This window comes from Marinobacter sp. MDS2 (genome assembly GCF_030718085.1).
Lineage (GTDB): Bacteria > Pseudomonadota > Gammaproteobacteria > Pseudomonadales > Oleiphilaceae > Marinobacter.
On record NZ_JAVAJF010000006.1, the window covers coordinates 1 to 22,184 of the forward strand.

A 22,184-nucleotide genomic window follows, 5' to 3' on the forward strand; every position below is an offset into this window, starting at 1 on the left:
CGGCATCGTCTTCAGTGACTGCGGCATCAGCAGCGGTCACCGTTATGTTGGTCGCGTCATCCTTGCCCGTAATAGTGACGTTAACCACCTGAGTCGAACCGTCAGCACTGGTCGCGGTGAAGCTGTCAGTCAGGGTTTGCCCTTCAGCCAGCGCTTGTACCGTCGCGTTGCTGTTATCCAGGCTGTACGTCCAATTGCCAGCACTGTCGAGATCAACCGTGCCGTAGCCGTTGGTAGACGCTGAAGAAGACTGCGCCAAAAACACCGCTTCACCGCTCTCGGCATCGCTGATGGTCAGCGCACCGCTGTCTGTCAGAGTACCGTCCTCACTGACGGCAGCCGAGGCATCACCACCAATCACTGCTGCATCGTTGGTGCCGGTAATGGTGATGTTTTGAGTTTGGGTGCTGCCGTCATCACTGGTGAAAGTGATGGTGTCGGCCAGCGTCTCGCCAGCCGCCAACGCTTGCACCGAGGCGTTGCTATTATCGAGCGCGTAAGTCCAGTTGCCGCTGCCATCTACGGTGACCGTGCCGTAAATCGCGGCGCTGCTGGCTAGCGTGCCTTGGCCAGTATCCGGATCGGTGACAGTCACCGTGCCATTGGCGGTGTTGTTACTCGCATCATCCTCGGTCACCGCCGTGTCCGCGGCGGTTAGGTTGATAGTGGTTGCGTCATCCTTGCCCGTAATAGTGACGTTAACCACCTGAGTCGAACCGTCAGCACTGGTCGCGGTGAAGCTGTCGGTCAGGGTTTGCCCTTCAGCCAGCGCTTGTACCGTCGCGTTGCTGTTATCTAGGCTGTACGTCCAATTGCCAGCACTGTCGAGATCAACCGTGCCGTAACCGTTGGTAGAAGGTGCGGACGTCTGCGAGACAAACACCGCCTCATCGCTATCGGCATCGCTGATAGTCAACGTACCGCTGTCGGACAGAATGCCGTCTTCACTGACAGCAGCCGTGGTATCACCGCCAATCACTGCTGCGTCGTTGGTACCCGTAATAGTGATTGTTTGGGTTTGCGTGGTGCCGTCATCACTGGTGAAAGTGATGGTGTCGGCCAGCGTCTCGCCAGCCGCCAACGCTTGCACCGAGGCGTTGCTATTATCGAGCGCGTAAGTCCAGTTGCCGCTGCCATCTACAGTGACCGTTCCGTAGTTTGCGGTGCTACTGGCTAGCGTGCCCTCACCCGTATCCGGATCAGAAATGGTCACTGTGCCAGTGGCGGTATTGTTGCCGGCGTCGTCTTCGGTGACTGTTGAATCAGCAGCGGTCACCGTTATGTTGGTCGCGTCATCCTTGCCCGTAATAGTGACGTTAACCACCTGAGTCGAACCTTCAGCACTGGTCGCGGTGAAGTTGTCAGTCAGTGTTTGCCCTTCAGCCAGCGCTTGTACCGTCGCGTTGCTGTTATCCAGGTTGTACGTCCAGTTGCCAGCACTGTCGAGATCAACCGTGCCGTAACCATTGGCAGACGCTGCAGAAGACTGCGCCACAAACACCGCTTCACCGCTATCGGCATCGCTGATCGTCAGCGCACCCGTGTCGGACACGATACCGTCTTCACTGACGGCAGCCGTGGTATCACCACCAATCACTGCCACATCGTTGGTACCCGTAATAGTGATGGTTTGGGTTTGCGTGGTGCCGTCATCACTGGTGAAGGTGATGGTGTCGGTCAACGTCTCGCCTGCTGCCAGGGCTTGTACCGCAGGGTCGCCGTTATTCAGCGCGTAGGTCCAGTTGCCGCTGCCATCTACAGTGACCGTTCCGTAGTTTGCGGTGCTACTGGCTAATGTGCCCTGGCCAGTATCCGGATCGCTGACAGTTACGGAACCGTTCGCAGTATTATTTCCGGCATCGTCTTCTGTGACTGCGGCATCAGCAGCGGTCACCGTTATGTTGGTCGCGTCATCCTTGCCCGTAATAGTGACGTTAACCACCTGAGTCGAACCGTCAGCACTGGTCGCGGTGAAGTTGTCAGTCAGTGTTTGCCCTTCAGCCAGCGCTTGTACCGTCGCGTTGCTGTTATCCAGGTTGTACGTCCAGTTGCCAGCACTGTCGAGATCAACCGTGCCGTAACCATTGGCAGACGCTGCAGAAGACTGCGCCACAAACACCGCTTCACCGCTATCGGCATCGCTGATTGTCAACGCACCCGTGTCGGACACGATACCGTCTTCACTGACGGCGGCCGAGGCATCACCACCAATTACTGCTGCGTCATTCGCTCCAGTGATGGTAATAGCCTGGGTTTGCGTGGTGCCGTCATCACTGGTGAAAGTGATGGTGTCGGCCAGCGTCTCGCCAGCCGCCAACGCTTGTACCGAGGCGTTGCTATTATCGAGCGCGTAAGTCCAGTTGCCGCTGCCATCTACAGTGACCGTTCCGTAGTTTGCGGTGCTACTGGCTAATGTGCCCTGGCCAGTATCCGGATCGCTGACAGTTACGGAACCGTTCGCAGTATTATTTCCGGCATCGTCTTCAGTGACTGCGGCATCAGCAGCGGTCACCGTTATGTTGGTCGCGTCATCCTTGCCCGTAATAGTGACGTTAACCACCTGAGTCGAACCGTCAGCACTTGTCGCGGTGAAGCTGTCAGTCAGGGTTTGCCCTTCAGCCAGCGCTTGTACCGTCGCATTGCTGTTATCCAGGTTGTAAGTCCAATTGCCAGCACTGTCGAGATCAACCGTGCCGTAACCATTGGTAGACGCAGCGGAAGACTGCGCCAAAAACACCGCTTCACCGCTCTCGGCATCGCTGATAGTCAGCACTCCGCTGTCGGACAGAATGCCGTCTTCACTGACAGCAGCCGTGGTATCACCGCCAATCACTGCTGCGTCATTCGCTCCAGTGATGGTAATAGCCTGGGTTTGCGTGGTGCCGTCATCACTGGTGAAAGTGATGGTGTCGGTCAACGTCTCGCCTGCTGCCAGGGCTTGTACCGCAGGGTCGCCGTTATTCAGCGCGTAGGTCCAGTTGCCGCTGCCATCCACGGTGACCGTGCCGTACGTCGCAGTGCTGCTGGCCAAGGCGCCCTCACCCGTATCCGGATCGGAAATGGTCACGGTGCCAGTGGCCGTATTATTGCCGGCGTCGTCTTCGGTGACCGCCGTATCCGCGGCGGTCACGCTGATCGTGGCCGCATCGTTGACGCCGGTGTAACTAATCGTCGCCGCCAGGATGTTGGAATCCAGCGCCCCGTCATTGACCGTGACGTCGAACGCCGGCATCACTTCGTTTCCATCGTCCACAAACTCCACCAGACCACTATTGAGTTGGGCACTGGTGAAGCTGGTGATCGGTACGTTAGCGTTGTTGCTGAGCTGGAAATATCCGCCGTTGAGGCCGCTGATTGTGAAGGTAAATTCTGTGTCGTCAGGATCGGTGATACCAAAGTTCGCCGCAGACAAACCGACAGTCTGACCTTCGATCAGAGTTAAGGCCGCGCTGTCCAACACCGGCGCTTCATTTGTATCCGTTACCTGGATAGTGAATATCTCGTCGTAACTCAATCCACCGGCATCAGTGACTCTAACAGTAATGTTATGTGATGCCGCCGTCTCATAATCGATCAGGGAAGCATCCAGTACGGTGATATCGCCGCTTACTGAATCAATGTCGAAACGGCCACCCGCGTTATCTACGAGTGTGTAGCTGAAGCTGTCACCACGGTCGGGATCTATCGTCGATAAAGTGCCGACGACAGTTCCATTGGGGGAGTTTTCCGGAGAGGAAAGGATTAATTCCGGATTGCTCGGCGTGAATCCAGTACCACTTGTGTGCTGCACGGTCAGGTTGTTACCACCGACGCTTTCCACAATCGTGCCACTAGTGGACAGGTTGTCGAATATCCAGTTCGCGACCATGCCCGGTTCATTACTGGGCAGCGTCTGAGTGTAGTTCGTCGCAACTTCAGTAGCTGTGCGCACATCATCGAAGAGCCGGATATCATAAAGCTCTCCGTTGAAATATTCTTGGGACTCAAAAGTGCCACCGACACTGTCCTGCTCGAGGCCGAACATCAGCGTCCCGCCAGTCGGGATCGTCTGGCCAGTCGATAAACCGGTATTACTGTCAATCAATGCGCCATCGATGTATACGCTCCAGTCTCCCGCGCTGTTGTCCCAGCTCACAGACAGGGTGTGGCGTTGCCCATCCATCAGGGTCGCGTTGTAATTAATGGCATTCGAAAAAGCGGCGGCGCCTGTTCCGATATCCAGCTCAAGCGTATTATCTGCCATTGTATTAATAGCTAGCACGTCGCCGCCTGACGCAGTGTTGTACGATATGAAAGGCACCTCGTTGGAGAAGTTGTTGCCTTCGAATTGTACCTCCACAGTGAACTGGCTAAGTGGGCTTGGCAGTCCGTTGTCGGCAACGAGATACGAATCGTTACCGTCTTCATTGAGGCTGAGGCCGCTCTGCGAGGTCGATGTGGTTATCAGATCGGTCGGTGCGTCGTTGACGGGGGCAACGTTGACAGTGGCGACCGTAGTGCCCCCACCCAACCCCGCATCGCTGTTGGATGTAGAGGCCTGTATCGTAAAGGTTCCGCTGCCGTTAAAGTCGGCCGTCGGGGTAAATTTCAACCCGGCACTACCTTCGGCAACAGTAATGAAATCGCCGTTAATTATTTGAGTGACGCCGTCGTTTTTATATAGCGTTCCATCAGTGATGCCAGTGACTTTGTAATGAGTCACTTCGGAACCATCTGCAGGGTTTGGTGTAATCACCAGACCACTTGTCGATTGCGTGTCCTCAGTTGTGCTTGTATTGGTAACGGACGGAGTGTCGGCCATAGCGTTGACAACCACACTCGCGCTCGCCGTCGTTGAGGAGAATGGAGAGCTCCCTCCCCCCAGCTCCGTATACTCAACCTGAACATTGTCGATAGACAGATTGTTTATTCCGGCACCCGTCTCTCCACCACTTACATAAAAACGAACCAGCGTGTTTGACGAGAGATGAGAGCTGAGGTCAATCGTTTGGGTGCCAACACCTTGGTTTATAGTCGAGTTAAATGTTGCCACCGTGTCGTAGGTGGTACCGCCATCGCTCGAAACCTGAGCGAGAAGCGTGGCTGAACCGCCCAGCGCGTTATCGTAAGAAAACGAGAGAGTCGCGCCGGTCGCATTTTCCAGATTAACTTCACGGGAAAGACTATTCCCTGCGCTGGCGACCTGGAATTTCAATTCATTACCCGATACCCTGATACGGCCATCTGTGGGATCAGACCCAGCGCTGTTTGAATCGACTTCGGCCCAGTCAGTACTCCACGCGTTCGTACCATCATTGTTGCTATACGAGACACTGCTGAATTCGTCCAGTGTAAACCTGGTACCTTCATCGATCGCCATAGAGCTGCCATTAGCACCGCTTGTCTGATCCCAGGCACGGAAGGTAATGCCGTTCGTGACAGTACCGTTCCAGTCTGCATCGGGCACGAATCGCACGAGCGTGTTCACATCGCCAGCCAGCAAGCGCGCAGCCGCGGTACTTGGCGAACCAAACGCCGTCCAAATGCCACCGCCGTTGGTGGTGAACTCCCAAGTACCGTTGGTGTTATCGACTCCGACCACAGCAATACCGCCACTCGATCCACTATCGGCATCGGACACCTGCCCAGCGATCAGGCCCGAGACAAGGGTGCCTGAATTGTTAACGTCGTCTTCGTTAATTGAATTAAGGTCATTAGCACCGCTGAGTACCGGGGCATTGTTTCCGTTAGCGATCACAACATTCGCTGCAAACTCCGAGGTATCCCCATACGCAAGCTGGTCATCACTGCCCACTTGGCCGGCGTCGTCAACCTTGGTGGCGGTAGCAGTGACGTAATCACCCTCGTTCAATGTAATACCGGTCAGTATTACGTCATTAAAAGAGCCATCGCCGGTACCGTTGGTGGTTACAGTCGTGCTTCCCAGGAAGAAGCGACCTTCGCCATTGGTTGCGTCCTGAGTGCCTGCCGTGTTGCCGAAAAACTCAATACGGTATGAAGTGGTTGCCCCATTGGTGTCGAGAGTGCCGCTCAGGGTCAGGTTCGAGCCAGTAAGAAGGGCCGTGGTGATTGCAGGGTAGTTTTGAAGATTATTTGCACCGGTATCGCCGTCGTTAGCGTCGTTGCTGGTAACGCCAGTGGTCCCCAGGTCGATTCCCATGTCGCTGTTGGAATGAATCTGGTTGCCGAGCACCGTATTACCACTGCCGTTTACAATGTTGACACCATCGAGCGCATTAAACGCAATCAAGTTACCTGCGCCGGTTTCCGTGCCGCCGATCAGGTTGCCAGTCGCATTACCCTGAATCTCGATGCCGTCATCAGAACGATTACCGCGATCGAGAGTACCGGTGATATCGGTACCAATATAGTTTCCTTGCACCGTATTGTTATTGGAATTTATTTCAATTCCTTCGAAATTATTAGAAATGACATTGCGGGCTGAGGCGGTAGTGCCACCAATGGTTGTATTGTCCGCGCCAGACAGTACTGCTATCCCAACATCTGTATTTCCCGACCCCGTCGAACCATCAGGGTCCAGTCCGATAATGTTGCCCTGAATAATCGTCCCTGTTGCACCGGAGCCGGTGATATTGATGCCTTCGTTATTGTTGTTAGTAATCACATTACCTTCGTTTGCGCCAGTGCCACCAATAACAGTGTTGGCGCCTTGTACATTGATACCACTGTTACTATTACCAACTCCGACTGCTGTTCCGGCTCCTGCTGTGCCGATCCAGTTTCCCGAAAGAGTAATGCCATCAGCACCCGAATCAATCTGAACACCATTCCCCGAAAAGTTGGTAATCATTAATCCGCGTAAAATACTGTGGTCTGAGGTGGCCGAAAATTTGAGGCCGTCCACAGTGCCTGTGGCAGAAATCCCATCGATCCGGATCACCGGATTGCCGGAAAAATCTGGCTCGGAGGTGCCGTCAAGGATCAACGTATCAGTAATTGTCGGCAACGCACTGCCGAGCGTGATGGTGTGCGCACCATCGACCAGAGGATCAGTGATATTGAACCGAATGGTATCTGCGATAGCGCCATTGGGTGTGGCGTTCGCAGCTTCAATGGCCTCACGCAGTGATATCTTGCCATCGGCACCTTTATTCAGGTGTAACGCTTCAATGGATGAGGTATCACCATCGGCTTCATCGCTGGTGGTATCAACCGTCAGAGGAACAGATTTTATCGACAATGCAAAAGCAGTCCAATTATCGGCCCCTGCCCAACTCCAGGCCATATCCACAGAAGGCGCTCCCGCCTTAGTGCTGCCGCCGGCATTGATTTCGTACCCGTAAGCATCCCAATTGTTCTCTTGCCCTGCGCCGGCTCCGGCAATCAGGTTATAGTCGGTCGGGTCATCCACTGACACCCCACCGTAGACAAGTTCGCCAGCGGCGGAAGCAACCGTTATTGCGGCCGTACCGGAAATGCCCGAATTGAACTGACGTGCAGTGATAGGGTTCGCCTGATCGACGCCGGTAAAGGTGGTGACACCAACTGCTGCACCGTCTGAGTTGCCGCTAAACGTTACGTCAACATTATTGGTCCCAACATCCGGCGCAACCAGCGTCCAGATTTCGATACGGCTGTCACCGTTTTTCTCGGCGCCGACAAACGTAGCACTTTGACTGCCGTAGGTAATAGAATCTACTGAATCCGTGGCGAGCCTGTGGTTCAACGTAACGACGATTGTCATCAGCCGATCGGAACCGGAGGTGGTGTGCGATACGAGAATGTTCCCACCGGTGCTTACACCAGTAGAGGTCACATCAACGGCCGCGGCCAGCGTATGATCCCAAGAATCTAGTGTTGCATCGCTGAAGAGAGCGCCGGTTTCAATCAGACCGGTTTTATATTCCAATTCCCAATCACCACCCATATCCCAATTGCCCGTCAGGTCATCCGATGCCGCAATGTCGGCGGCCGTTAAGGTGGCGATTTTATCGATCAGGGCCTGGCCATCGGTTGACGCTGCCAGCTCACAGCCATAGAACAAAATATCGGCGTCGGCATTCAGGTGTTCACCCCAGGATTGCAGCTGGGCTTGGTAGGTAACTAGGTTCTGGTTATTGAGCTGGGTATTACCAAGATCAACCACGCCATCCTCGCCATGCGAGATCAGGTGAATGGCATCAATTCCATGGTAGTCTGGCAAGGCTGCTGTGATCTGCTCAATGCCATCACTGTTATTGTCGAGCAGGATCACTTCAAAACAACGGCTGTTGTCGCTGTTGGATAACAGGTCATCAACAAGTTGCTGGTAATCCGGGGTATCGGTATCGACAAATACCAGTTCAAGACGGGGCGAGGCTTCTTCCAGAGGCGAGGTTACATCACCCTCTGAGGACAACGGTTCTGCAAGCGCGGCATCGGTTTGTTCTTTGTACAGCTGAGCGGTCTGTTTTTCCAGAACGGCGGCGGTGTCATCCAGCAGAGAGGCCAGAGGATCGTCTGCAGCGGGGTTATCAACCGCTCCGCCAAACATATCTGCGGAGAACATCATCCGGGGCTCTAGAGCTTCGATGACTGGCGCCGTACGTTTTTTGTCTTTCCTGTTCATCACGCGCCTAACTCCATTTCAGATATCGCTTCGTCAGAGTTTCCCTAACGCCGAGCCAATTCAGGGTAACAAGCCATTGGCTTTAAGGTGGGCGCCGTAGATAGGGTGGCGGCGATTTGTTCGATCTGGTCGGGGCTATCAAGCTCACTCGTTAAGGCGACATCCAGCCAGTATTGTTCTATGTCTTTTCTATGAGGCAGAATCTCAGTAACAAACCCTTTTTGGGCAAGCGATTCCTGGCGTTTGTTTGCAAAATAAGGCTTTCGAAAATAACCTAAAGCTATGCGGCCCTTACTTTCGCCCTGGGCCAAAACGAAGCGATCCGTAATACCTGCTTCATCAAGGCGAGCGAGTAGCTGCTTCTTTTCTACAGAGTTAAAGGGCTCTGCGGCCAACACGCGGTAGCCCACTTCTACACTTTCACTAACAGCACGCAGCAGCAGACTTTCACTTTGTTGCTGAAGCTTATCAGCCAGTTGCTCGGCCGTGCTTTTGTCTTCAACAGGGCCAACGCTATAACAGCGCCCCAGTGGTGCTTCGTCGGCTGTTTCCATGGCAGTTGCAGCATCCGACTGCACCGCAACTGTTTGGGGTTTCTGCTGCGTCTGCGGCAAGAAAGTTAACTGACACCGCAGACCTGCAGGAATCGTGTAATCAGGGTTTGGAAGGCTTAAACGAACGCCGTATGTTCCGCTGGCTGCATCGGCAACACGGTCCACACGCTCAACGGTAGCCCGGTACTCGCCCGAATTTGCTAACCCCGTGCGCACATCCGCCTGCATACCCGGAACGATGCTCCCCAAGTAGTCCACCGGCACAATCACTTCCACATGAAGAGGGTTGAGCTGAGCAACGCGTGCCACGGGTTCGTCTTCAACAAACTCCCCCACCGATTTGAAGCGTTCCATGACCACACCATCGACAGGGCTGCGGATGCGGCGCTGTTCTAGAACCAGCTGCGCCCGGCGATATTCAAGCTCGTAAATCGCTTTATTATCCTGTTCTTGTTTCACCTGTAATTCGGCAATGCGGGCTTCAGTTTTCGTTTTGTCCCAGTCATGCTGAGATATCGCAGATTTGCGTAGAAGTGCCTGCTCTCGATTTTGAGTAAGCGTGCCGAAGCGAGCGCTCTCCTCTCGTAGTTCTATCGCTGTATTTTGATTTGCCCGGGCTCTGGCCAATTCCAGGGACGCTTGCTCAACACTTGATTCAAGCTCGACGATAACCGCGCCTTTCTTTATCAGGTCGCTCCGATACACGTGAATAGCGTCAACCACCCCGGGGACAACACTGCCAACATCAACGATTTCGCTAGGCTCCATGACACAATCCTGCACGGGGATTTTGACATCCATTTCTCCCATCAAGTGCTCTTCTGATTGGGCATGACCAACAAACAAAACCATGAGTATCAGCGTCAATGACGTCCGTGTTTTCATTCTCATAGATATACTCTTAAGCAACATGTTGATGGGAGATACTTCCCATACTCACTCCAAGCCGACACTCTATATATGCAGGTATGTACTTGAATATGGCACATAATCAAGTATCCACAACATCAAAATGAAAGACGACTTAAAAAAAGCTGCCGACCACTTCGCAGCCATTGGCTCGCTAACGGCTCAGCGCCATGGTCGAAGCGCACATAAGCACGCTCGCCTACGCCCGCCAAATCCAAACTCACTGGCAATGACAAATCCACATGAAAGACTTCTTCAACCGCCGTGGTTCCACCGGTATCGCTCATTTTCACTGCGATACTTCCACCGCCGGCCGTTCCCAACGCTCGGCTGGGCAAAACGGAATTGCCCGCCGGTGTCTGACGGCTAATCTGTGCGGGAACTGTTTCACCCAGCCGTTCAGCCAAACGAACTTCAACCTTTGCCACTTGTTGGCGAACCAAACCTATTTTCGATTGCGGTACTACTGCCCTCACAATCAGACTTTCCGGGCTAATCACGTACCCGATCAATTCACCTTTGCCCCGGTAGCGCCCCACGAAGCGGCTTACATCGGGCAACACAAATACACCTGGCACTTTGCTGCGAACAACCAGCGAGGCTTTCTGTGCTTTTAACAAAGCCAACTCAGCCTCAACCGATTGCAGCTCGGCATTGGCCATTTCAGATTGCACTCGTCGTTTCATACGTTCGGCGGCGCTGCGAATTTCCAATTCTCTGCGGCGCGCTTCAAGCTTAGAAATTTGTGCATCCAACGTCACGGCACGCATTCGTATAAGGGGCGTTTCAGCTTCCACCAAAGTACCGGGCTTCACCAGCACCTCTTCCACAAACCCTTCGGCACCGCTGTACAGCACTGCCTGTTCCTTCACCCAGACCACGCCCTCGGTATGGCTGGTTAGAGAAACGGGCACCCACAATAAACCGGAGCTTACCGCACCAATCGTCAAGACGATCACTGTCACCGCCCGAGCGCGCCGGCCAGCCAGTTTTTGCCCTTCGAGTAAAAATCGAATGCCTCGATAAAGAGGCAACAAAAGCTGCATTCCGACAGCCCACACCCCCAGCGCCACTCCAATAAAGAGATATTCTTCCGCCAGAAACAGTACGATCACGAACAAAATGAACAGTCGGTACAGAAGTGCGGCCAAACCATAAACAGCGAACCATATCGTTTCACCCTCAGCCGTCGCCGGTGACCGTGCGGAGTGAATCCCAAACAAATAACGCTGTATCAGATAGAGGTAATAACGACTGGCACGGGTGTACAGATTGGGGATCTCGGCCAGATCCTGCAGGACGTAGTAGCCATCGAAACGCAGCAGCGGATTGGCGTTAAACAGGAAGGTCGATACCGTACCGATCAACAGAGCATTGAACGCCAGATCACGCACCAGGCCCGGCTCGACCGCCAGCCAGACAAACAACGCCATGGCAGCGATGAACAGCTCCACCAGAACCCCCACTGCTCCGACTAACGCCCGCTTATACTTATCGGGCATCTCCCAGGCTGCGGAGGCATCCACATAGGGCACGGGGGCAAGCACCAGGAGTGTAACTCCCATTTCATGGACTTCCCCACCCCACATCTTGACTGTGAAGGCGTGCGCGAACTCGTGAACAACCTTGATGACAACAAACGTCATCAGCATCAGAACAAGGTTCGTGGGCAAGAGGACATCCGCGTTAACAGAAGCGCTGATTTCCGGAATGTTCACCAACCCCAGCAGGCCGGCCAATCCCACCACCAGTAGCCAAACGGCCGCCCCCATGGGAGAAAATGCGGGGCGCACCCAAGGCAAGAAGCGATTGAGTATGGCGTCTGGGTCCAGCAACGGGATCCGTATTGCCAATGGGTTCATGACCGCGCGCTGCTTGCGGATACGGCGCTCATTCTGAAAACGGCTAAAAAACTCTTTCGCGTCGCTGGGCAACTCACTTCGCAGCAGATCCATTGCGAATAGCTGAGTCAGAATCAGCACGATATCGTCTTGGCTTGGCGCATCCTCGCCGAGAGTTGCGTGCGTTTTGCTGAAGATTTCTTCAACACTGTGTTCGCCATCGAGGCGGCCAATAAATTCGTAGGCTGAGGCATTGAACCGGAGGTGGCGTCCACTGACCTGATCTCGAAGGAGATACCAACGTTCGCCGCGGTACTGTCGAGGATAGGTTCGCACGTGCTTACGCAGCCTGGGGCAAAGCGAGGCAAGCAAAGGCCAATTGGGGTTTTGAGATGCAGCGGTCATATTTTCTGCTACCATCCCGCGGCCCAGGCCCACAGGCGAATACGATCAACAATGGAATGAGTCCAAATCCAGAGCAAACTTTGTTGCCCCATATCGACCTTGGCCACCCCTCTCATGCCAGGGCGCAGTGATGACGCGGGCTCATCCAGCGAAGCTTCAACCCGGAAATAGTTTCGGGTGTCTTTGGAAACCGCCACGGGAACCACTTGGTCAATTACAAAATCGAAGGTCGTCCTTGGAAATGCAGCTATGAGCAGATGACCCGCCTTACCTTTTTCCAGACCCGCCGCGTCTTTTTCATCCACCTCCAAGACCACTCGATAGCTTTCCAGTGGCGCAATTTCGTACAGCACCTGACCGGTCTCTACCGGAGCCCCCAAAGACTGGCTGAGATCACCACTTACCACCACGCCATCAAAGGGCGCATACAGCTCAGTGCGTTTTAGCTGTTCTTCAACCAGCCTGATTTCGGCACTGACCTGATCCAGCTGTGCTCGCAGCACACTGAGCTCAACTCTTTCACGCTTCGCCAGTGCATCCTGATACTCGGCTTGAATTTTATTGTACTCGCTCTGCCATTTCTGGCGTTCAAGCTGCAGGTTTCTGTCATCCAACACTGCGATCCTTTGCCCCGCTTCAACCAAGTCTCCTGCCCTGACGTCTGCCTGTTTGACATAGCCGTTTTGCGGTGCCGCCAACACCTGACGAACGGCACCTTCGATACTGGCCGCTGAAGTCATCTCATAGGTCCCATCTACAACGGCGAGTACCGCCAATAGCAGCAAACCCGACAACAAACCCACCTTCAACTTCATATAAGCCGGGCCGAACACTCCGGCGGCAAGCTCTCTTAACGCTTCGATACCTTTAGACCAAGACGAGCGCTCTTCTCGTTGCTTCAACTCCAACGCCGGGCCCACTAAGTTTGCCAAGGCTTGGCACACAGCTATCGTTTCTTTATTGAAGGGCTCACTCCCCCTTCGCTCCAGGGTAACCGCACCGATGATGTTTGAACCGCCCCGCAACGGGATAGTGCATACGGCCATGCCCTGCTGCTCTTCCGCCAATTCGGCATGAGCTCGAGAGACCGCGGATTCCCGTTGTTTAATCGAGGGATAAACCATGGTGATTCTTTGGTCCACCGCCTCTTCCATAGCGGCTTCAATCTTTCGCACAAGCTGTGTACGGGGATCAAAGCTCGCCATGTGGGAAATCGCTTGAAGGCGGATGGGCAAGCCACATCGAAACCCAATATTGACTCGTTCACACCCGAAGTGATCCGCCAGCTGATTAGCCGTTTCCATGGCTGCAGCATGGGATGAGGAGTGTCCGAGAATGGCGGTCATGGCTGCTAAAGAAAAAGCGCCGGTTTCCTGATCAGCCGCGAGTTGCTGCTGAAGCAAGGTTTCCATCCACAACCCGCCCCACTGCAGCAACTGCAACACAGCGCGCTGTTGCGCCTCGGAGCGAGGCGAGATCATAACGGCAACAACGGCCACCGGCTTCTGGTCCACCAGCAATGGGCAGGCGATCAACTCGCAAGCACGCTGCTTCTCAGGGCCATAACGCTGGTGCGAGCGAACGATACCTCTGTTTTTCAGAAGTGCGTGGTTAGCAGTTTCAATCAGGAGTGAATCGCCCTCACCGACGTCCGGCCAGATTGAGAGCGCTTGCCATTGGCGCTGGGCATCCGCTGGCAGATAAAGCGCCCCACGAATAATCCCGGTGATCATGCGGCACTGCCACGCTAACCATCGTTGCGCCATGGCGGCCGATAACGGGGGTGAATTCGTCGAGTTTAAGGCAGTATCCGAGCGAGTGTCTCTCGCTCGTTTTATGACGGCACCTTCAACTGGCCCAACAACATGACCATCAGATGGAGCATCTGATCCGAAGGGTGGTGGTACCAGCGAACTGTTTGACATAAGGTGGCTCTCGAAGTGGACTCCTTCGCATATGCAATTAAAATTAGCACGAAGCCACCCTATCGCCAGCTATTAAGTGTTATCTTTTGTACAATTTCCGCACTATTAAAAGAAAATTAAGGGCAAATCGCCGGTGAACCGACCACTTCGACCACCCCGCTCACACCTTCCCAGGCACCACCCGGCTGTGCCACCCCCTTGGTTCTCAGACGATAAGTACCGGGCTCCAGATTACGTGGCAAGTGCCAGTTCACCGACGCTTCCGATGCGCCGGTATAAGGCAGCTCCATAGTGAACGCGGGCAAGAACCGCGGGTGCCAGGTATACAACAGGTTGGGCGAACGATCTGTCGCTACGACTTGCCAATTGCCATCCTCATTGAGTCGTTCCGCATAGGCATAACTGTCGTTCAGCATCAGATCGTTACGAGGGTGACTGGCCTGAAACCGAGCGGAGATCTCATCCCCCTGCACGGCTATCGCAGGCACATCCTCCAGCACCGTTCCGAACGCTTGTTCACCGGGGCTGTCGCTTGGAATATACGGCAGCCTGCGCAGCACAGGCTTCACCTTAGGCAGTTCTGGCCCAACGGGTAAAACCGTACCCTGCACCATCGAATCCGCTAACTTACGGAGCTCCTGGGTCACGGCGGCGAGGCTCCAGGGGCCAAACGCGTTTGAAGCGCCCTCATACTGCTGGCTGGCGTACTCCTCTCGAGTGGTCAGATAATGGATATACCCATTCACAAGCCCGGCAATGACCACTGTATCAACGCCCACCGGTGCCAGCTCTTCCTGAATCATGTCCCGTAAACGCCGGGCCGACATGGTTGTGACTTCCCATGGCAAACCTACCAAGGCCAGATTGCCAAGCTGGAAGATCTGCAACGGATGTATCGCCGGCTCAAAGTTTGACGTTAACCCGAGCAACCCCGTTACCTTATTCGGCAACCCACCGGCAATTTCCCCTAGATTGGTGGGGAGCAAGATAGGCTTTTCCGCATGGCATCCCAACCCTAACACCGTTAAATGCTGCACATTGCACAACAACAGGTCACTGACCAACTTCAGCGGCATAGCCATCTCGGTCAGCCCTGCGAAGTCCGCAGCGGCACTGCGCAGGAGATCGGGCGAGGCGCTACAGGTCAGACCTTCCTGACTGATGGGCCCCGGGCCATCTTCTGCACCCGCCGGGAACGACACGCCAAGGGCTGCATTACAGGTTTGCTTTTCAGGTGTATCCAGCTCTGGCGGATGCTCAAGCCGAGAAAGAACGTTCGGGTCTGTAACGGTGACCTTGTTCATCTGCACGTGCATCAACCGATAATCCACCCCACCCGATAACGGCTGGCCGTCCTGCCAAAGTTCAAGCGCACGAGCCAGTTGTTTGGTGCCGGAAATGGCATTCGAATCCATCGGGGCTTCCCCGCCTCCGCGGCGAGGGTCCGGATGCGGAAATTTGTTAATAAAGATATTCGGGGAAGCATCGCCCTCATCCGCTTGAGCAAACGCCGCCACGAAGCTGTCTTTGCCCGGTTCAGCCCGATACTCCGTGGCCATGATCTGCTCGAAGCCAAGCGATGCAAACCCTTTCACATCCGAGCTCACGTAGGGCACTTCTGGCCCCATAACCGTTGGGTGCACACCAAACCAGTTAATCACACCCACCGGGCTACCACTCTTGCGGCGAAGATTCAGTTGCACCATGGTTTTGGCCACATCCACTTCTTCGCCCCGGATATTCAGGTACTGCCGGCGTTCTTGTTCAGGGTTCATCGCATAAGCGGGGCGCGAGCGGTTGATGTTGGTGTTCAACAACTCCCCTACGGCCATTTCGATCGGAGCGGTATGCTCGTTGGCTTCGATATTCCGATGTGCGCGAGCGATGGCATCAACAATGCCATTGACGTTGGTTTTGTAGACCAGCGAATCAAATCCCAAATGCAGCGCGTTGCCGGCTTCGTGGTGTGCATAGCCAGCAGGCCCATTATGGGTATGAGTTGCCGACAACATGAGGTTGTCAGCGGTATATTCGGCCGCCAGCTCAGGATCTTTTGCCAATGCGGCCAGAACACCATTACGGACGGAGCCCCACATCAAACCAATATCGGCCGACACAAACATCACCCGCTTGTCGTTGCAGGGCGATTCTATGGCGAACGCCCGCGCATACTGTCGCTGGTGAAGGCCGTGCATCACCTGCCCGGAGTCTTCCCAGCCCGCGCCACTTTTCAGGGCGACGGGGCCGGTAATATCTGACAACCCACTACCAAACCGGAATTCCCGGTTAGCGGCGCACGATCCCACACCCTCCTGCGCTACAGCCTGAACACGCTTCGCAGCAGGCTTTGCCATCGAAGGCGCATCCATGCCTTTGCCGACCTCTCGCAGCGGGCTTTCCATCACACACTGGGCCAGTTCAGGATTGGCAAAAGCCGCCACGTTTGGCTCAACGTCAACGGACGGACCGGGCTCATTGGGCGCCGGTGATTGGGAAACAACATCGGAGCTGCCTTGATCGCCGCCACAGGCCAGCAATAAAGCACTGGCAAACGCCAGTCCAAAATGACGAGACACCAAACCTACTTTGTTATTTTTCATGACACTTCCTGTTGATTGCTGTCGGTGCTTCGCGTATCAGAACGGCGTTGTCCAGCCGTCTGGCACACTGCCTTCCCGGATACGTTGCGGATGATCTCCGACATCGACTCGAACCACTTCTTCTGCCCGCTCGATGTTGATCACCGACATCTGATCCGTGCCACTCCAGGACACAAAACAGTTCTCGCCGGACGCATCACGGGTGATCCAATAAGGCTTCTCACCCAAGCCTTCCAACAGTTCATAGTCAAAGGTTTTGCGATCAACAATGGCCACGTAGTCGCTCATGGTGCCGGCAACACACAGCTTTTCATCATCGGCACCCATCGAGATACCATGGTGTGCTGAATCGTTTACGTATAGTTCTACCGGTAAATCCGGCACCCGGTTCGGAAGATTCGCGACTCGCGTAATTTTGTCGTTCTCCATATCGTATTCGACAAAACCATGGAAGAATGAAAGCTGGAAGTAGAAGAACTTTTCATCCTCGGTGTGCGCCATCGGCCGAATGGCCGGGCTCATATTGGGATAACCCGCTTCCGCCAGCTTTTCGCTGATATCAAAGCTTTTGATGTCTTCCCAGGTTTCCGTATCCACCACTTTGAAGATACGTTCGCCCTTGGTGTCTTTGAGCAGACCCCGGTCTGCCGGTGTGAACACGTGCCCGATACTGGCGTGATAAATTTTCTTTCCGTCTTTCGAGTACACGTTTTCGTGCGGAGAGTTACCGGTCGGGAAGCGTGCTTTTTCTTCACCGGTCCAGACATCCAGAATATGCACCACCTTGCCGGTTGAAGCTGAAACCGCCACCTCCGACCCATCCGGTGACAACGCCATATGGTCTGAGCGAATACCGTCAACTTCGAATCGCCAGACGATGTCGTTAGAGGCAATATCGATGGCGACCACATCCGCAAAACTCGGCCGGGACACAATCAACAGCTCTCCGTTACGGGTGCTGTACATGTCATCGACATACTGGTTGTGGCCCTCACCGATCAACAGCGCGATGCCGTGAAACGCTGCCAACTTGATGGGGTCAAGACGAATCTCGTTCATCCGCTCTTCTAAATCCGGGATACCATTAATCCGCCCGATCTTTACGTAGCTTTCGCCATCAATAACATCGATAACGCCGTCCCAGTTGCTGCCGACAAACACCACAGGCTTGGCGCCGTCCTCGACAGGAACGGTGACCGGGGGTTCGCTCTCGGGCTGAGTTTGTACCGACGAATTCTCAGGCTCCGCGGAGCCGGCATTCCCACCAGAGCTGTCATTTTCACCCATGCAACCGGCGAGGATCAGCGTCATCAACAGAGGAGTAAGGGGGGCAGTAAAACGCATCGAAAGGGCTCCATTGTTATCTTATTGTTTTTTTGACCACACGAAAAAACGTGACAGTCAGTCGTATTACATTATGCGTACACCGTCACATTTTCGGCTATGGCAGAAATGACAAAACAGCTGGCAGAATCGTCAACTCGGCCAATCGATGTTGTTGGGAGCCGACCAAAGGGCTTTGAAAGCGCGCCCTTATGCGAGAAAAACCGGAACTGCTATCCTTTGCAGAAAGCACACAACCTTCCACCACTGGAGAAGACTATGGACGAGAGCGAAATTTCCCTGCTGGACATGACCATTCGACTTCTTTCGGCGGCCGGGCTTGCGTTTTTGTTAGGTCTGGAGCGGGAATTGAGAGGAAAACCTGCAGGGCTGCGATCTCACATGTTGGTCTCTCTGGGGGCTTCGGCTTTCATTATGATGGGGATGCACATTTTGTTGGCAACAGCGGAAGGCGACCCTTCAGCTCGAATAGATCCAACCCGCATCGTGGAAGGCGTGGTAGGCGGCATTGGCTTTTTGGGTGCGGGTTGCATCATTCAAAGCCGCGGCAATGTTCAGGGCATTACCACCGGAGCGTCTATCTGGATCGCGGGTGCAATCGGAGTTGCTTGTGGGCTTGGCACCTTGGTGCTGGCCGGATTACTGACAGGATTTGCACTTATAACCGTGGTTATTCTGGGACGGTTTGAACGGGAAGTCATCGAGGACTAAGGTGCAGCATGATTAATAAGAAAGCCCCGCCCGTCATCGTTTTCGATGTCAACGAAACCTTGCTCGACATTACCACCCTTGAGCCCTTGTTTGAGCGCATGTTTGGAAATCCTGTCATGCTCAGGGAGTGGTTTGCACAGCTCGTACTCTACTCCCAGACGATGACGTTATCGGGCCTTTATACGCCCTTCAACAAACTCGGCGCAGCGGCACTAAAAATGACCGCATCGATTCATCAAATTGGCTGCACCGATAACGACATTGAAGAACTTGGGGAACGAATGCGGCGCATGCCGGCGCACCCGGATGTTGTTCCGGCTCTCACCCGGTTAAAAACCGCCGGCCATAGATTGGTCACGCTCACCAACTCCCCTGTTAGCGCTTCCCCCACTCCGTTGGATGAAGCCGGTTTACGCGATTATTTCGAGCGTACGTTCAGCGTTGAAGCAACAGGCAAGTTCAAACCAGCGCCCGAGACCTATCAACACGTTGCACAAGCGCTCTCGGTTAACACGTCCGATTTGTGCCTTGTCGCCTGCCACCTCTGGGACACCATAGGCGCACAAGCTGCGGGCTGCCAAGGCGCTTTTCTTACCCGCCCACATAACGCATTTTTGCCCGCGCCCGGTGTTCCGTATCCCGATTTTATGGCCTCAACGTTGGGCGAGCTGGCCGAGCAAATCATCCGGCGAGCGCCCGTGGAGGCTCCCAACCCATAAAGCGAAAAGCCGCACGGTGATCGTGCGGCTTTTCGAGTTTTCAGGGTCAGATCCTTTATTAACCGGCAGCCAATACACCACCAACCACTGCGACCACACCACCTAATGCGCGCGTGACCCGGTTGTCTGCACGGAGCATCAATTCCCCCAGACGACGACCAACGAACGTGATAGCCAAAGTTGCAACCACGAAACCGGCCAAGTAGGAGAACAGGCTGGCACCGGCAGTCATTTCAGCGCCGTGAGCGTATCCGTGGGTGATCATAAACAGAGTCACCAATGTGCCGCCTACGACCGTAGGCAGTTTCGCCATAGTGGCAATCAGCACACCTGCCAGCAGCACAGACATGGCGATACCCGTTTCCACACCACTCAAATTCAATCCACTCCAAGCCAACACTGCACCAAGAATCATGCCGCCAACAACAAACAGCGGTGCGCCATTTTTCATTACCGTGCTCTGTCGAATACTCCAGAAGCCGATGGCAGCCATCGCCAGCAAGTGGTCAATGCCCAACATTGGGTGCAGCAAGCCGCTGAGGAAATCGCTGTGGGTATGCACGCCGTGGCCGGGGTGAGCTGCAGCTGCACCGGCGATCAACATCAGCCCAACGCTCATCAGTAATTTAGTCATTCTGTTCATGGTGTTCTCCATCTGTTCTTGGTAATTATGTCAATTTCAATTCATGCTGTTTGCACAGCTTTGGCTGCTGACTCAGGCGCTTTCGTTCAGTTTTTCCGGCCGACGTTCAGGCAACATTCCCTGCTTCAAAATGAAGCTGATGATTTCTTCCAGGCCAACGCCGTCGTATAAGTTCGCAAACACGAACGGCCGTTCACCACGCATTTTCTTGGAGTCCCGTTCCATAACATCCAGTGAGGCGTGCACGTATTCGGCAATGTCGATCTTATTTATGATCAACAAATCCGATTTGGTGATGCCCGGGCCACCTTTGCGCGGAATCTTGTCACCGGCTGAAACATCAATGACATACAGGGTCAGATCCGACAGTTCCGGGCTGAACGTGGCCGAGAGGTTGTCACCTCCGGATTCCACCAGCACCAGTTCCAAACCCGGATGACGGGCTTGCAAGTCATCAATCGCCGCCAGATTCATGGACGCGTCTTCGCGGATGGCCGTGTGAGGGCACCCCCCGGTTTCCACGCCGAGAATACGATCTGCCGGCAGGGCTTCGTGCTTCAGCAGAAAATCCGCATCTTCACGGGTGTATATGTCGTTGGTGACCACCGCGATGTTGTAATGGTCTTTCAACGCCTTACACAGCTGGCGCAACAACGCGGTTTTTCCAGACCCAACAGGACCACCAACACCTACGCGTAAACAATGAGTCATTGCAAAGTTCCTTCTGTTAATTCGAAGCCTCTTAGCTTCGGAATAATCTTGAATATTGGGTTTCATGCTGAGCACTGCCCAGAGCCAGGCCGGGTAGAATCGGGCCCAATCTCTCGTCGGGTAGTACCAGGGCGGTTTCAACCGCGGCGACGAGCTGCGGGCGCAACTGCTCGTTCAGGCGCTGCGCGGCGGTGTGCCCCAGAGGCATGGCCTTACAGGCCACTGCCAGCTGGTTCTCCAACCAGCCCCAGGCAAAACCCAGCAGGGCTTGACGCACCGGCACCTGTCGCTGATGTGCAACCCAGGCAAACACGGTGACGTAACCCGGCTCTTCCGGCAGTTGGGCATCGCCCTGCTCTGCCTTGGGTTGCAACTCCAGACTCGTCAGCAGGCGCTTCAGCGCCAACCCCAAGCGGATGTCTTCGTCGCTGAGTTCGGCGGTTTCACGATTGGCGTGCAGCCAATCGTTCCAGAACGCGAGCCCTTTGCTGTCACCGTTGGCCCAGCAGTTCTGCAACCGAGCCAGCACCGGCAATTCACAGCGGCTCAAGCCATCGTCGAGAACACCTTCCAGCCACTCCCCCAGCTCGCGCTCGTTGCTGACCCAACCCAACTCAAAGGCACTTTCAAGGCCCTGTGACCAAGCAAAGGCGCCAATGGGCAACGCAGGGCTGATCAACTGCATCAAACCCAACAGCGCCAGATCGCTGACCCCGGCGCTCTGGCTGTCAGTGCGCATGACTATGACCGTCGCTATGGCCGTGTTCATGGCCATGGCTGTGCGCATGTTCACGCCCGGCGTGCGCATAGGCACCCGATTCAGGGTCAAACGGTGCTTCGTGATGGCTGAGACTAGCCCCCAATAATTCGGCCAGTTCCTCCAACACATGATCAGGAGGGAAACGCACCCAGTGCCGGCCATCATCGTCGGAGCCAATGGCCAACGACACGTGGCGGTTTCCCAAGTGGTAGCACAGCCGTGCCAAAGGCAGGCCGCTACCAATGTAAGCGGTCGTTACCGGCTCATTGGCAGCACAAATGCGAATCGCCTCGCCCGTTCGGGCTTGTAGCAGGTCGCCATGACGTAGCACCGGACCGCGATCCAGAAACAGGCCGACATCGCGGCCGCTATCGGTCACCGCTTTCAGGCGACCGCGAATTCGCAGCTCGTAAGGCAAAGTCAGCGTGTCCATTGCGTTTACGTCAGAGCTGCGGTCCATTCTCTTAATCAATTCAAGCATGTACTTTTCCTT

12 protein-coding genes are annotated in these 22,184 nt (G+C 54.7%); 2 read left to right on the forward strand and 10 right to left on the reverse strand.

Annotation, left to right across the window (positions count from 1 at the left end; translation table 11 throughout):
• The 6 genes from Q9245_RS15735 to Q9245_RS15760 form a co-directional block, all read right to left on the reverse strand.
• On the reverse strand, nucleotides 1–8,569 hold an 8,569-nt coding region (locus Q9245_RS15735), incomplete at its 3' end, for a VCBS domain-containing protein (protein ID WP_305898047.1).
• Nucleotides 8,570–8,613: 44 nt separating this feature from the next.
• The gene (locus Q9245_RS15740) at nucleotides 8,614–10,014 is read right to left on the reverse strand and encodes an efflux RND transporter periplasmic adaptor subunit (RefSeq protein WP_305898048.1); all 1,401 of its coding nucleotides are present in this window, start codon (nucleotides 10,012–10,014) and stop codon (nucleotides 8,614–8,616) included.
• Between the two features lie 116 nt (nucleotides 10,015–10,130).
• Nucleotides 10,131–12,278, reverse strand: a complete 2,148-nt coding sequence (locus Q9245_RS15745) for a hypothetical protein (protein WP_305898049.1) — start codon at nucleotides 12,276–12,278, stop codon at nucleotides 10,131–10,133.
• 8 nt (nucleotides 12,279–12,286) lie between these two features.
• Nucleotides 12,287–14,011 carry an efflux RND transporter periplasmic adaptor subunit gene (locus Q9245_RS15750; protein ID WP_305898050.1) on the reverse strand — a complete coding sequence of 575 codons (1,725 nt, stop codon included), beginning with the start codon at nucleotides 14,009–14,011 and terminating at the stop codon, nucleotides 12,287–12,289.
• A 308-nt stretch (nucleotides 14,012–14,319) separates the two neighbouring features.
• A complete protein-coding gene (locus tag Q9245_RS15755; RefSeq protein WP_305898051.1) occupies nucleotides 14,320–16,803 on the reverse strand; it encodes a neutral/alkaline non-lysosomal ceramidase N-terminal domain-containing protein in 2,484 nt (827 codons plus the stop codon).
• A 36-nt stretch (nucleotides 16,804–16,839) separates the two neighbouring features.
• The gene (locus tag Q9245_RS15760) at nucleotides 16,840–18,147 is read right to left on the reverse strand and encodes a hypothetical protein (protein WP_305898052.1); all 1,308 of its coding nucleotides are present in this window, start codon (nucleotides 18,145–18,147) and stop codon (nucleotides 16,840–16,842) included.
• A gap of 258 nt (nucleotides 18,148–18,405) precedes the next feature.
• On the opposite strand from Q9245_RS15760, the gene Q9245_RS15765 reads away from it, so the two are divergent.
• Together Q9245_RS15765 and Q9245_RS15770 are read left to right on the forward strand one after the other, a co-directional pair.
• Entirely contained in the window at nucleotides 18,406–18,858 is a 453-nt protein-coding gene (locus Q9245_RS15765; RefSeq protein WP_305898053.1) for an MgtC/SapB family protein, read from the forward strand.
• An 8-nt stretch (nucleotides 18,859–18,866) separates the two neighbouring features.
• Nucleotides 18,867–19,577 carry a haloacid dehalogenase type II gene (locus Q9245_RS15770; protein WP_305898054.1) on the forward strand — a complete coding sequence of 237 codons (711 nt, stop codon included), beginning with the start codon at nucleotides 18,867–18,869 and terminating at the stop codon, nucleotides 19,575–19,577.
• A gap of 58 nt (nucleotides 19,578–19,635) precedes the next feature.
• Here Q9245_RS15770 and Q9245_RS15775 read toward each other — a convergent pair whose 3' ends face one another.
• The 4 genes from Q9245_RS15775 to ureE form a co-directional block, all read right to left on the reverse strand.
• Nucleotides 19,636–20,220, reverse strand: a complete 585-nt coding sequence (locus Q9245_RS15775) for a HupE/UreJ family protein (protein WP_305898055.1) — start codon at nucleotides 20,218–20,220, stop codon at nucleotides 19,636–19,638.
• Between the two features lie 72 nt (nucleotides 20,221–20,292).
• A complete protein-coding gene (gene ureG / locus Q9245_RS15780) occupies nucleotides 20,293–20,931 on the reverse strand; it encodes an urease accessory protein UreG (protein ID WP_305898056.1) in 639 nt (212 codons plus the stop codon).
• 31 nt (nucleotides 20,932–20,962) lie between these two features.
• The gene (locus Q9245_RS15785; protein WP_305898071.1) at nucleotides 20,963–21,670 is read right to left on the reverse strand and encodes an urease accessory protein UreF; all 708 of its coding nucleotides are present in this window, start codon (nucleotides 21,668–21,670) and stop codon (nucleotides 20,963–20,965) included.
• On the reverse strand, nucleotides 21,660–22,172 hold the full coding sequence (gene ureE, locus Q9245_RS15790) for an urease accessory protein UreE (RefSeq protein WP_305898057.1): 513 nt from the start codon (nucleotides 22,170–22,172) through the stop codon (nucleotides 21,660–21,662). Before ureE ends, Q9245_RS15785 begins: the two co-directional genes overlap by 11 nt.
• Nucleotides 22,173–22,184: the final 12 nt, after the last annotated feature.